Source organism: Halomonas cupida (assembly GCF_900142755.1).
In the GTDB taxonomy this organism is placed as follows: Bacteria; Pseudomonadota; Gammaproteobacteria; order Pseudomonadales; family Halomonadaceae; genus Halomonas; species Halomonas cupida.
The window spans coordinates 40,626-53,934 of sequence record NZ_FRCA01000002.1; the positions used below are offsets into that span (position 1 = coordinate 40,626).

The window sequence follows — 13,309 nt, forward strand, 5'->3', positions numbered from 1 at the left end:
TCTCCTACAGCTGGCATCGGCCTCTGTCCGAGCACTCCAGCCTCGATATCATCTTCCACCTGTCAGGCCAACACCAGGGCTCGAGCCTGGTACTGAATGTCTTACTCTGTGCCGGGTGGCCTTTCTTGCGTACAATGGCGCGCCATCGAGTGCCGCGCTTCTGGAAAGTTGCCATGGTGTACCACCTATCCACTGAAATAGGTCAAAACCCATAAGCTGGTACACCAAGAGAGGTTTCTGGCGGTATATCAGGGTATTTAACGGTATGAATATACAGTATCGCGAAAAACGCAAGTGGTTGAAATGACTGAACAACCCCATGTATCCGAGGCCCGTCGGTTTTCCATCGCCCCGATGATGGATTGGACTACCCGTGATTACCGAGTCTTTGCGCGTACGCTGACTCGGCAGGCTCTGCTGTATACCGAGATGGTGACCACCGGGGCCATTCTGCATGGGCGGCCGCGTGAGCGGTTCCTAGGATACGATGCCGTCGAGCATCCCCTTGCACTGCAGCTCGGCGGTAGTGATCCCGGTGAGCTCGCGGAATGTGCGGCGATTGCCGAGGAATGGGGCTACGACGAGGTCAATCTCAATGTCGGTTGTCCCAGTGACCGTGTGCAGAACAACCTGATCGGGGCCTGTCTGATGGGTCATCCGGACAAGGTGGCCACGGCGGTGCGAGCCATGCGTGAGTCGGTGTCGATTCCGGTCACCGTGAAGTGCCGTATCGGTATCGATGAGCAGGATGAGGATGCCGACCTGGAGCGCTTCATCCAGCAGGTTGCCGATGCCGGTTGCGAGGTGTTCATCGTCCATGCACGCAAGGCCTGGCTTCAGGGACTGTCACCCAAGGAAAACCGTGATGTTCCGCCGCTCAACTATCCGCGCGTTCATCGCCTCAAGGCCAGCCGGCCCGAGCTGCATATCGGCATCAACGGCGGTATCAAGACGCTGGATGAGTGCCGTGGGCAACTGGAGCATGTCGATAGCGTGATGATCGGTCGCGAGGCCTATCAAAATCCCTGGCTGCTGGCCGGTGTCGATGAGGCCCTGTACGGCACGCCGGGGCCGGCTGCCAGCCGTCATGAGGCTGCTCAGGCCATGCGCGCCTACATCGCTCGCCGCCTTGAGGAAGGCGCCAGGCTGAACCATATCACCCGTCACTTGCTGGGCCTGTTCCAGGGCTGCCCCGGCGGTCGTCGCTTCCGTCGCCACCTGTCCGAGAACGCCCACCGTGAAGGCGCCGGGCTCAGCGTGTTCGACGATGCCCTGGGCCTGGTTCCGGAGGTTTCGGTTCAGGGTGCGGTCAGTTCAGGTATCGCCTGAACCGGCCGTTTCGCTAACGGAATGCCCTCAGTAAAGGGCGTCGGGCGGTGGCTCGAGCCCCGAGTGGAAGGTCTCGATGGCACTCTCAGCTTCATCGATCTCGTCGAAGCGAGCGATGTGGAACAGTGCCTCGCCCTCATTGGCCAGTGGCAGGCGGCTGGCACCGATCACGATGCCATCGGCCATGGCCAGTACCTCACCCTCCTCGTTGCCGAAGGGGTCGGAAACGATACCCAACACCTCCCCTCGCGACACCCGTGCGCCAAGCCGTGCACGCGGGCGCAGGATGCCGTCGATCGGCGCGCGAGCCCAACTTGAGCCATTGGCCACTTCTGCCGCTGGCGGTGCCCGATGCCGCTGCTCACCCGCCAGCATTCCCAGGCGCCGCATTACGCGCAGCACACCACGCACCCCGGAAGCAATTGCCCACTCATCAAAACGCAGCGCCTCGCCTGCCTCGTAGGTCAGCACGGGAATACCGCGGCCCTGGGCGTAATGGCGCAGGCTTCCTTCTCGCAGCTCGGCATTGAGAATCACCGGCGCGCCAAAGGCATCGGCCATGCGCCGGGTCTCTTCGCCAGCCTCATCCAGTTGGGCACGAATCTGCGGCAGGTTGGTGCGGTGAATGGCGCCAGTATGCAGATCGATGATGTGGGTGGCGTGATCGACGATCTGTTCGCGGAACAGGGCAGCAATACGTCCGCCCAGCGAACCGGATTCGGTGCCCGGGAAGCAGCGGTTGAGATCACGTCGGTCCGGTAGATAGCGGGAGTGCTGGACGAAGCCGAAGATATTGACGATCGGTACCGCGATCAGGGTACCACGCAGCCGGTTGATCTGGCGTGAACGCAGCAGGCGGCGCACGATCTCGACACCATTGATCTCGTCGCCATGGATGGCGCTGCAGACCAACAGGGTCGGCCCGGCCTGGCGTCCGTGTACCACCTCCACCGGGATGTCCAGCGGGGCATGGGTATAGAGCTTGGCAATGGGGACTTCAATCTGCGCACGAGTGCCGGGGGCGACACGAACCCCGGCCAATTCAAAGGGAGCACGAGCCATGGTAGTTCCTTGTACCGATTGATGCCTGCCGACACAGCGACAGGGACGCGGGAAGTACGGCTCAGGCCGGGTTGGACATGCCTCGGCCAGGCATCGCTTCCTGTGCCCCCTTATACCCCGGCGATGTCGCTAAAACGAGTCCATTTTTCTGAGACATATGTACCAATTTTGCCTCCTGCACACCAGTCGAATGAGGTAGAATGAACACCATCAACCTGAGGAGATTGCCCGCCACCATGGCTCGTCGTACCAAGGCCGAAGCTGCCGCCACTCGAGAAGCACTGCTCGACGCAGCGGAAGAAGTCTTCCTCGAGCGTGGTGTTGCCAATGCATCGCTGGACCAGATCTCGCGGCGCGCTGGCGTCACTCGGGGGGCCCTCTACTGGCACTTCCGCAACAAGGGCGATCTCTTTCGCGCCATGATCGACCGCGTGCGCATGCCGTTCGAGGATCTGATTGCCGCCCTTGATGATCCTTCCCTGGAAGAGCGCCCTCTCGAGGCGCTGCGCCTTGGCTGTCATGCCGGCATCCTGCATCTCGATACGCCGCACCATCGGCGTGTACACAGCATTCTGCTGCATCACTGTGAACGCACCACGGAGTTCGACCCGCTGGAGGTCAAGGACGAGATCACCGACGAGTGTCGCGAGGTGTTCCTGCGCCACTTCCGCGAAGCTCAAGCACGAGAGCAACTGCGCGAGGGGCTGGCACCGGAGCAGGCCACCCAGCTCTTTCACTTCACGCTCAGTGGTCAGTTCTGGGAATGGTTGCGGGCACCGGACAATTACTCGCTCCGCGACGAGGGGCCGCAGTTGATCGATACCCTGATTGCCCTGATGCACCGCGCCTGAGCGACTATCTCCAGGAGTTATCCCTTCTGAGAGCTATCCCTTCTGAGAGCTACCCTTGAGCGACTATCCCTGGGCATCTCCGCGCAGCAGAGCGCTCAAGCGCAGCGCCTGGTGAATCGCCTCACTATTAACATGGCAATCAAATAGCTCATCCTGATCGATTTGATTGTCGTCCGCACCCCACTGGCGCAGATGCACGGATCTGCTGGTGTGGTGCGGTCTCGCGTCGGCCTGGTGGCCGACGGCGGCACGTCCCTGTGCCGTCATTAACCCAACATGAAAGCATGCCGGGTTAATACCATGGTGAGGCAAAAATGGGCCTAGTGATGGTGGGAATGGGCGTGATTGCCGTTTTCTTCCTCATAGTGGGGCCGTTCATGCCGATCAATCAGCTTGAGATGCACCAGCCGCGCCCGGGCATCGAGGAAATCCTTCTCCGCCACGGAGCGGAAACGGTCCTCGCCACTCAGATACTTGACCAGCACGCGCGTTTCGCCGCCCTGAGGCATGGACCCCGGCTTGCCCTTCAGACAGACCTCCCGAGTACCATCGCTGCACAATACAGCACGGCAGCAGCCTGAATCGTCGGCATAGCCGACCACCTGCACCCGCTCGCCCAGCAGACAGCGCTGGCAAAGAGCTGGATGATCCCGCCATTTCCTTGCCATCGCCCGACAGGTACGCGCCGCCAGCGGTGAGGCCAGTGCAAATGATGCCCACAGTACGACCATGCCCAACGGAATGACCACCAACGCCAGATCGAACCAGTGCAGCACCAGCAGCTCCGCCGCGAGCGTAATGAGGCCCGCATACAGCCAGAGCACACTCAGGGCAATGGTGACCGGAATACCGGCAAAGCCCAGCGAGACCATGGTGCTGGCCAGATGGTCATCCCGCAGGCTGTCATGCTCGAATACCTGCAGTGGCAACAGGCGTACTGCCACCAGCAGCCAATAGAGCCCCACCACAGGCAACAGGATGGTGAAGAAGATCAGAGGAAAGCTGAGTGCTACGCCCCTGATGAGCTCGATATCCATGGTACTCCCTCCTTCTGCCGAAGCTGACCTGCTTGACCTATATCTATCAGCATAGCTGTGATCAGCCTCAATGTGCTGACTTTCTCTTTTGACAACAGCACCCTGCAGCGCAGCATTTTTGCGATACAAGATTCGATTCAGTACGCCCAATACGGTATTGAAGCGCCAATCACGGCTACCCCGCCATCTTTCAATAAACCAAAAAAACACCGCCCGAAGGCGGTGTTTTCAAGGTTACAGCAGGCTGTGGCTATCGAGAGTACCTATCGAGTTATCCCCGATTCGGCTCCTCGCGGGTGTCGTCCTGTTGCTCCTTGCTGGTGTCATCCTCGTGTTCCTTACTGCCGAACATCCTGTGCGACAGAGTGGCAATCATCGCGTAGAAGGATGGCACGAAGCAGCTACCGAGAATTGCCACCGATGCCATCCCCACCGCCACCGTAGTACCGATGTGGTGGCTGCTGGTGTCACTGGCACCAGTCGCCAGAGCCAACGGCAAGGTACCGAAGATGAACGCCAGTGAGGTCATGACGATGGGACGGAAACGCAGCTCTGCCGCAATGACGGCCGCCTCGCGAATGCTCTTGCCCATCTCCTTGCGCTGCAGCTCGGCAAACTCGACGATCAGGATGGCGTTCTTCGCCGCCAGGCCGATCACCACCAGCAGACCGATCTGCACGTAGACACTGGTATCCAGTCCGCGCATGGCGATACCCGAAATACTACCCAGCACCGCGAACGGCGTTGCCGTGAGTACCGCCAATGGCAACGACCAACTCTCGTACTGCGCCGCCAGAATCAGGAAGATCATGACCATACCGAAGACAATAGCGATGGTACCGGCATTGCCCTGGGAGCTCTCCTGATAGGCGGTACCGGTCCAGCCCATGCCCCATTCGCCGCCCAGCGTATCCTGGACGATCTGTTCCATCCGCTGGAGCGCCTGAGTCGAGGAGTACCCTGGCGCAGGGCCGCCCTGGAACTGGGCTGCCGAGTAGACACCAAAGCGCGTTACCGCTGCCGGCGCCGCCTGACGCTCGAGGGTCACGAACTCCGAGAGCGGAATCCGTTCGCCATCACCGCCGCGCACATAGACATGGTTGATGTCTTCCGGCGTATCGCGGTATTCCGACTCGTTCTGCAGGTAGACCTGGAAATTACGGTTCTGGTAACTGAAGAAGTTGACGAAGCCGTTACCAAAGGTATTGGCCAGGGTCGCGTTCAGGTCAGTCAAGGAGACGCCGTAACTGAGGGCCTTCTGCTGATCGATATCGGCACGGAAGGACGGCACATTGACGCTGAAGGTGGTGAACACCTGCGCCAGCATCGGGTCCTGGGCGGCAGCCCCCATCACCTTGAGAGATGCTTGGTAGATCTCTTCCGGTGTGGCACCGCCATAGGACTGCAGATAGCCGGTGAAACCACCGGTGGTCGACAGGCCCATGATCGGCGGCATGTTGAAGGCCATCACCGAGCCCCCGTCCAGTTCACCGCCAATCTGCATGATGCGGCCAATCAGGTCCGTCGCCGTAGTCTCGCGCTCGTCCCAGGGCTCCATGTTGATGAAGATGATCCCTCGGGCGGTATTCACCGAGCTGGTCAACATGTCGTAGCCGGCAATGGCTGAGGAGTACTGCACACCCGGCACCTCCTCGATTCGCTCACTGAGCTGCGACATGTATTCCCGGGTACGTGCCAGCGAGGCCGAGTCCGGTAAGGTCACAGCGGCCAGCACGATGCCCTGATCGGTCTCCGGCACCAGGGTCGAGGGGGTGTTTTCGTACAGCCACCAGGAGCCGACCAGCACCAATGCGACCAGCGCCAGGGTAAGCACCCAGGCCCGTACCAGCAGCTTCACCACCTTCATGAACACCGCGGTTACACCGGCAAAGAAGCGATCGAACAGACGCAGCGGCGTACGCACCGCACGCATGAAGGCCGATTCCTTGCGATGCAGGTCATGCTTGATGAAGATCGCCGACAGCGCCGGTGTGAAGGTCAGAGCCATCAGCGCCGAGAACGCCACCGAAATGGCGATGGTCAGAGCAAACTGCTGATAGATCTGCCCGGTGAAGCCGCCGAGGAACGCCACCGGTACGAACACCGCCGCCATGATCAGTGACGTGGCGATAACCGGCCCACCTACTTCACGCATGGCTTCCACAGTCGCCTGGCGCACCGTGATGTCCTCATCCTCGGACAGCACCCGCTCGACGTTCTCCACCACCAGTATCGCATCGTCCACCACGATACCTATCGCCAGTACCATGGCGAACAGCGTCAGCAGGTTGATCGAGAAGCCGAAGACAAAGAAGCCGGCAAAAGTTGCCAACACCGACACCGGTACCACCGACATGGCAATGACGGTGAAGCGCCAGTTCTGCAGGAAGATGAACAGGATCACACCAACGATCAGGAACGCCTCGATGAAGGTGTGCAGCACGGTTTCCACCGAGGCATCGATGAACAGCGTAGTGTCGTAGGGCACCACGTATTCCAGGCCGGGCGGGAAGCGTCCCTGCAACTCGTCCATCTTCGCCTTGATCATCTCAGCCGTTTCCAGGGCATTGGCCCCGGGCTGCTGGTTGATGATGATCGGCGTCATGGTAGCGCCGTTGAGGCGTGCCTCGACACCATAGAAGGACGCGCCAAGCTCGATCCGTGCCACATCCTCAAGCTTCAAGGAGGAGCCATCGGGGTTGGTACGCAGCAGAATGTTGCGGAACTCGTCCGCACTCGACAGTCGTCCACCTGCAGTAATCGTGTAGGTGAAGGCACGCGGGTTGTCGGTCGGCGTCGCGGCTAGATTACCAGCTGGTATCTCGGTGTTCTGGGCCTTGATGGCCGTTGCCACTTCGCTCGGCGTCAGGTCGTATTCGGCAAGCTTGTTGGGATCCATCCAGATACGCATGGCGAACTCGCCACCACCGAGCACCTCGGCCTCACCAACACCAGGAACCTGGCGCAGTTCGTCGAGAATGTTCAGTGTTGCATAGTTCTGCATGTAGACGTCGTTGTAGTCGCCGGTCGGCGAAATCAACGCTATCAGCATCAGGATCTGGCTCGAACGCAACTCGACCTGCACGCCCTGCTGCTGCACGGCTTCAGGAAGCTGAGACAGTGCACCCTGAACTCGGTTGTTGACGTTGATGGTGTTGATATCACCGTCAGTTCCGATGTTGAAGGCCACACTCAGGCTCATGGAGCCATTGTCGGAGCTGGTCGAGTTCATGTAGAGCATGTCCTCGACACCATTGATCGCCTCCGCCAGCGGCGCTGCCACCGTCTGCGCCACGGTTTCGGCATCTGCCCCCGGGAAGGAGGCAGAGACCGATACCGTCGGCGGCACCACCGAGGGATACTGCTCGATGGGCAGTACCCGCATGCTCATGGCACCGATGATGGTCAGGATAATCGCCAGAACCGAGGCAAAGATCGGTCGCTTGATGAAGAAGTTGGCGAAATTCATTCGTTACCCGCTCCCTGCGCCTCCTGCGCCTCCGGATCGGACTCGCCGTCGCCGCTCATCGGCACCTGCTGGGCAGCATCGGCGCTGTTGGCAGGCGCGGCTTCGGCAGCATTGTCGGCAGAAGACTCGGTGTCAGACGGCTCGGCCTGCTCCGGGGCGGCTGCCTCATTGCCCGCTGCCGCTTCCTCGGAAGCGCCCTGCTGCGCAGCTCCTTCCTCGGCCGGAGCGCCACCACCAGCCGCTGCCTGTTGCTGGGCCTGCTGCTGTTGCTTCTCCTGCATGAAGCGGTCCATCAGTGCCGCTGCATCGCCATCAAAGGGCTGCGCCTCGATGGGCATCCCCGGCTGGATGGACGAGGGATCACCGACCACCACGCGCTCACCGGCCTCGATGCCGCCGACCAGAATCTGCCAGGGGCCAGCAGGCTCGCCCAACTGCACCGGACGAGCACGTGCGGTGTTGTCCTCATCCAACACAAAGACCTGTGGACCCATCAGCCCCTGGGTCATGGCCAGTTCAGGCACTGCCAGTACGTTGAAGCGCTTCATACCCTGCAGTCGCACGCGCACGAACTGCCCCGGCAGGATCGCACCTTCAGGATTGGCAAAGCTCGCCTGGGCCTGCACGGTGCTGGTGCCGCTGTCGACGCGAGCACCCAGGAACTCGAGATGTCCCTGGAGCTCGGCACCGGGCTGACCTTCCATGCCGGGAACCTCGAGCATCGCACCGATATCGGCAATTTCCTGGCCCTGCAGTTGCTGACGTAGCTCGAAGGCATCACGCTGCGGCAACTGGAAGCGTACTTCCAGTGGATCCAGAGGCGTGATGGTTGCCAGTTCAGTACCGGAGCTCACGAGGTTTCCGACATTCACCTGACTCAAGCTGATCAGGCCGGAAACCGGCGCCTTGACGTCGGCATAGTTGAGGTCAAGCCGCGCACTGTTCAACGCTGCCTGTGCCTGGGCAACACTGGCCCTTGCTACGCGAGCGTCGGCGAGCGCCTGATCGACCTGCTGGCGACTCACCGAGTTCTGGGCCGCCAACTGCTGAAAGCGCTCGGAATCGCGCTGAGCACGCGCCAGTTCCGCCTGGGCGCTGGCCAGGTCCGCCTCACGCTGTTCCACCGTGGACTGGTAAAGATCCGGCTCGATGGCATACAGACTCTGGCCCGCTTCGACCATATCGCCGGGCTCGAACTTGCGCTCTTCCAGGTAGCCGGTTACACGCGCCACCAGCGTCACTTCCTCGTCGCTTCTCAGCTTCGATGGATAGGACTTGTCGAGGGGAATGTTCTGTCGCTGAAGTGTCGCCACCTCAACCGCCTTGGGCGGCATCTGTTGCTCGCCCCCGGCGCCTGCCTGCTGGGACGCAGCCTCGTCCTGGCCACAGCCGGCAATCAACAGTGCCGTTGCCAGGGCCACCAGAGGGCGACCTTGAGAGAAGAAGATTTTCATCCCTGTGGTTCCTTTAAGGGGTCGTTATATGGGCGTCAGGAACGAATCAGAGACTGCATCGCTGCAGTCTCTGACTCACCGCATTATCGCCGACGAGATCCTGGTCCCGCCGTGTCATTGTCGACAGGCTCATCGGCCTGCCGTGCCGTTGTTGGTTAACATCAATGGTTGGTTATCACCGATTGACACTGCTACTGCTCGAGCTGAGGGCGCTCACCGATATCCATGGACGTATCGTAGACATCTCCCTGTTCCGGCAGAGTGAAATTGACCTGCCCTTCACCAGTGAGGAAACGGTTGACCTGCGCAATCGCCTCTTCGTCGAGCAGGCCGGACTGACGACGCAGCGACAGAAGATCCACGACATAGTCGTAACGAGCATCCGCGTAATCGGCAATGGCGTTGTACAGGTTCTGCTCGGCATTCAACACGTCGACGATGTTACGCGTCCCGACCTCGTAACCAGCCCGAGTCGCGTCCAGCGCACTCTGATTGGAAACGATAGCCTGTTGACGAGCGGCAACAGTGGACACGTCGTTGCTGACCTGGGTGTACAGCGAACGGACCTGCAGAATCGCTTCGCGACGCTGGGACTCGAAATCGTACTGAGTGGACTCGAGCGCATAGGTCGACTGACGAATCGAAGCGCTGGTACGGCCACCGGTGTAGATCGGCAGTGTCGCATTGACACCGATCTGACCGTTGGAGTCGTAATTGGTCACCGCGTCGTTGTCGCTATCGCTGTAGGCATAATTGGCAAACGCATTGACCTGGGGCAGATGGCCAGCACGAGCGACGTCAACCTGCTGTCGTGCCACTTCCACACCGGCTTGCTGTGCCAGCACCGCGGGGTTGTTCTCCAGCGCCAGGTCAATCCAGGCTTCACGACTGGCGGGCTCAGGCAGAGCTATCGGCAGATCGTCCTGGAGACGCTCGATACTATCGTACTGCTTGCCGGTCAGGCGCTCGAGAGCTTCGAAGGCTACCTGAAGGTCACTCTCGGCGGCAATGCGATCCGCACGCGACTGGTCGAAGCTGGCACGAGCTTCCTCGACCTCAGTGATGGCGATCAGGCCTACATCGAACTGCTCCTGAGCCTGCTCCAACTGACGACCGATGGCACGCTCCTGCGCCAGACGCGCCTCGAGAATGTCGTAGGCACGCAGAATATCAAAATAGGCAGAAGAGGTGTCGATCAGTACCTGCTGCTCAGTTGAAGCCTGCACATAGGTCTGCTGGTCAATCTGTCGTTCGGCGACACCGACCTCGCGGCTATTGATAGCGTCATAGAGCGCCTGGGTTGCCTGCAGGTTGAGCCCATAGCTGGCGTAGGAGTCGTCACCTGCGGTACCACTGAAGCCGGCCTGGGACTGACTTTCGAAGATGTGGTTGTAGGCAACTTCACCGGAGGCATTTACCTGTGGCAGCAAGTCCGCACGCTCGACGTCACGGCCTTCTTCTACACTGTTGGTTGTAGCTCGGGCGGCCGCCAGTTCGGAGTTGTTGTCCAGCGCATCACGGGTGATGGCGAGCAGGTCAGCCGCCTGGGCCTGTCCGGCCAGCATCGCAGCCACCATCGCACCAAGCAGCTTCCTGCGAAACATGACACGAGCAGGCCGGGCTGGCATGTCGAGACGGGATGGCGTCATTGAAAGTTCCTCGAGTCTAGATCCTGATGGAAATCCATTTACATACATTGTCGCATGTTTATCGCTTGATTCTACCGCCGTTCATGCAAGGATGGTGAAAATTTCCTGATTTCGCACCATTCATCTACCAATCAACTATGCTGCATAGCAGCAATATTCGCGAATCGAGTCACCGCATCCTTGCCTCGTACAACACTTTGCCTCGAACAACACACAATTTCGTACAACGCACTACTTCGTACAACGAGCAGCCCCTTACAACACATCGTCCTGCACTATAGACGCTGAACCATTGGAGACAGTATGGATCGCCTCGAGACACTGAAGGTCAGAGAGCTGGAAGTTGCTGTACGCATCTGGCACCCCGAAGCCACCAACACAGTTGTCGCCTGGCATGGTCTCGCTCGTCACGGCGGCGACTTCGCGCAGATGGCACGTGTGCTCGGCCCCGAATGGCGGGTCATTGCACCCGATACTCCCGGGCGGGGTCTATCCAGCTGGTCACTCTATCCTGCCCATGACTATCTCTATTCTCATTACATGACGATTGCCATCGCCATTCTCGACCATTTCCAACTGGAAAATGTTGACTGGGTCGGTACCTCCATGGGTGGGCTGCTGGGAATGTTGCTCGCCGCCGACCCGAACACACGTGGACGCATCAGGCGTCTGGTGCTCAATGACGTGGGCCCGGAACTCAGCCGCGAGGGCTTGACCGAGCTGGCCACCTACTTCGCCATTCCCTACCGTTTCAGCCGCTTCAGCCAGCTCGACGCGGAACTCCGCAGCCATTACAGCGGCTTCGGCATCGACGACGAGAATGTCTGGCGCGAGCTGGTACTGAGCAGTGCCCGCCGTCTGCCGGACGGCAGTTGGAGCTATCATTACGACCCCCGCATCGGTGAGCAATTCGTCCACGACACGCCGCGCGACACCTGGGCCGACTGGGATGCCATCGAGTGCCCACTGATGGTCATCCGCGGCGAGGACTCCACACTGCTGTCCCGTGAAAGCGTCGAAAGCATGGCCGAACGTAAACCCTCACTGACGACGCTTGAAGTCCCCGGCTGTGGCCATGCTCCGATGCTGGACCGCGAGTCCCAGGTAGCGCCGGTTCGTGAATTCCTCCAGCGTGAGTTCGAACCCGCACCAGAGAAACAGACCAGCACCAGTTGGTTGCGCCGGCTGTTCGGCTGACGGTTCAATGCTGGATCAATACGCTTCCAGCAGAGTCAGTGCCGAGAGCAGACGCCCCCGATAAGCGGCGCCGAACAACACCAGGTGATTGAGTAGTGGATAGAGCTGGAATAGTGCCTCTCGCCTCGGCCAGTCGTGCGGGGCGGAACCATTCCAGTAGGCGTCGAAGAAGTCATCACCCGGCGCTCCGAACAGGGTCAGCATGGCGAGATCGACTTCAGGATAGTGGCAGTACACCGCAGGGTCGATCAGCGCCGGTCCACGGCTCGAATACAGCAGGTTCCCGGACCACAGGTCACCGTGAACCAAGCTGGCTGGGGCGTCCGATAACCAGGTCTCCAGCCCATCGGCCACGGCCACCAGACGCACACATTCGCCCTCACTCAACAGCCCTTGCCGTGTCGCCAGTTCAGTCAAAGGCAACAATCGCTGGCGACGCTGAAACTCACGGCCATCCCGGCAATGGGTATTGGGTTGCGGTGTACGGCCACAGGCGTTGTCCCGCACCCAGCCATGCTCCGGCCAGTCGTTCGCATGCAGGGCACGCAGCCCTTCTCCCAACCGGACCGGTTGAGGTGGGCCAGGCTCGAGAGCCTCGAGAAACAGCCACGGACCCACCAGACCGATGACTTCAGGAATCACCAGCGGGCTGGCCTGGGCAGCCAGCGCCCGCAGCCCCTCCGCCTCACCCGCAAGGCGCCCGGGATCATCCCGTTTGGCGACCACCAGGCCCTGCCTGGTCTCGACCAGGCGAACCTCGGCGATATCGCCTCCTGACATCATCCGTGGCGGAGACAGCAGGTCGAGTCCGAGTTGCTCAATGGCCTGTACAAGCTGCATGCTCTATCTATCTCTTTCTGTCACGCAGATTCCAACAACAGGATTCTGCCACTCGAATGTCCGTTTCTGTTATGCCCACCACGACTGTGATGCCCAGGAGGCCACCATGTACAAGCTTGCCTTCTTCGTTCCCGAAGACGACGCCGAAACCGTCAAGGAAGCCATCTTCGCCACGGGTGCCGGCCGCATCGGCAACTACGAAGCCTGTTGCTTCCAGACGCCGGGACGAGGTCAGTTTCGCCCTCTCGACGGCGCCAATCCACATATCGGTGACGTGGGCGCACTGGAAACCGTCAACGAACTCAAGGTGGAGCTGGTCTGCGAGGATGAGCTGATCGCCGCAGCGGTCGCGGCCCTCCGACTGGCTCACCCCTATGAAGAGCCGGCCTTCGATGTCTGGCGCCTGGCGGAGTTCTGAGCC

Annotated in this window: 11 protein-coding genes; 4 read left to right on the forward strand and 7 right to left on the reverse strand. The window is 60.4% G+C overall.

All coding sequences use genetic code 11. The features are described from left to right. The first annotated feature begins 303 nt into the window (after positions 1 to 303). Positions 304 to 1,329 (forward strand): tRNA dihydrouridine(20/20a) synthase DusA, encoded by a 1,026-nt coding sequence (dusA, locus tag BUE38_RS04430; protein WP_073433848.1) that lies wholly within the window; start codon positions 304 to 306, stop codon positions 1,327 to 1,329. A gap of 27 nt (positions 1,330 to 1,356) precedes the next feature. On the opposite strand, the gene BUE38_RS04435 is transcribed toward dusA, so the two are convergent. Next, positions 1,357 to 2,391: a succinylglutamate desuccinylase/aspartoacylase family protein gene (locus tag BUE38_RS04435; RefSeq protein ID WP_073433849.1), complete on the reverse strand. Its 1,035-nt coding sequence runs from the start codon at positions 2,389 to 2,391 to the stop codon at positions 1,357 to 1,359. Positions 2,392 to 2,591: 200 nt separating this feature from the next. Here BUE38_RS04435 and BUE38_RS04440 point away from each other — a divergent pair, with 200 nt between their 5' ends. After that, positions 2,592 to 3,242: a TetR family transcriptional regulator gene (locus BUE38_RS04440; protein ID WP_307725399.1), complete on the forward strand. Its 651-nt coding sequence runs from the start codon at positions 2,592 to 2,594 to the stop codon at positions 3,240 to 3,242. A gap of 63 nt (positions 3,243 to 3,305) precedes the next feature. Here the strand turns inward: BUE38_RS04440 and BUE38_RS04445 are convergent, their stop codons facing one another. From BUE38_RS04445 to BUE38_RS04465, 5 genes are all read right to left on the reverse strand, one after another. Then, positions 3,306 to 3,509 carry a hypothetical protein gene (locus BUE38_RS04445; protein ID WP_073433850.1) on the reverse strand — a complete coding sequence of 68 codons (204 nt, stop codon included), beginning with the start codon at positions 3,507 to 3,509 and terminating at the stop codon, positions 3,306 to 3,308. A gap of 53 nt (positions 3,510 to 3,562) precedes the next feature. Continuing rightward, entirely contained in the window at positions 3,563 to 4,279 is a 717-nt protein-coding gene (locus BUE38_RS04450; RefSeq protein WP_073433851.1) for a hypothetical protein, read from the reverse strand. 271 nt (positions 4,280 to 4,550) lie between these two features. Next, a complete protein-coding gene (locus BUE38_RS04455; RefSeq protein ID WP_073433852.1) occupies positions 4,551 to 7,748 on the reverse strand; it encodes an efflux RND transporter permease subunit in 3,198 nt (1,065 codons plus the stop codon). Further along, positions 7,745 to 9,202 carry an efflux RND transporter periplasmic adaptor subunit gene (locus BUE38_RS04460; protein WP_073433853.1) on the reverse strand — a complete coding sequence of 486 codons (1,458 nt, stop codon included), beginning with the start codon at positions 9,200 to 9,202 and terminating at the stop codon, positions 7,745 to 7,747. The genes BUE38_RS04455 and BUE38_RS04460 overlap by 4 nt, the downstream gene beginning before the upstream one ends. 191 nt (positions 9,203 to 9,393) lie before the next feature. Beyond that, positions 9,394 to 10,851, reverse strand: a complete 1,458-nt coding sequence (locus BUE38_RS04465) for a TolC family outer membrane protein (RefSeq protein ID WP_084541719.1) — start codon at positions 10,849 to 10,851, stop codon at positions 9,394 to 9,396. Between the two features lie 303 nt (positions 10,852 to 11,154). On the opposite strand from BUE38_RS04465, the gene BUE38_RS04470 reads away from it, so the two are divergent. Further along, positions 11,155 to 12,048, forward strand: a complete 894-nt coding sequence (locus BUE38_RS04470; protein WP_073433854.1) for an alpha/beta fold hydrolase — start codon at positions 11,155 to 11,157, stop codon at positions 12,046 to 12,048. A 15-nt stretch (positions 12,049 to 12,063) separates the two neighbouring features. On the opposite strand, the gene BUE38_RS04475 is transcribed toward BUE38_RS04470, so the two are convergent. After that, positions 12,064 to 12,888: a fructosamine kinase family protein gene (locus BUE38_RS04475; RefSeq protein ID WP_073433855.1), complete on the reverse strand. Its 825-nt coding sequence runs from the start codon at positions 12,886 to 12,888 to the stop codon at positions 12,064 to 12,066. A 106-nt stretch (positions 12,889 to 12,994) separates the two neighbouring features. Here BUE38_RS04475 and BUE38_RS04480 point away from each other — a divergent pair, with 106 nt between their 5' ends. Further along, positions 12,995 to 13,306: a YqfO family protein gene (locus BUE38_RS04480; protein WP_073433856.1), complete on the forward strand. Its 312-nt coding sequence runs from the start codon at positions 12,995 to 12,997 to the stop codon at positions 13,304 to 13,306. The last annotated feature ends 3 nt before the right edge of the window (positions 13,307 to 13,309 follow it).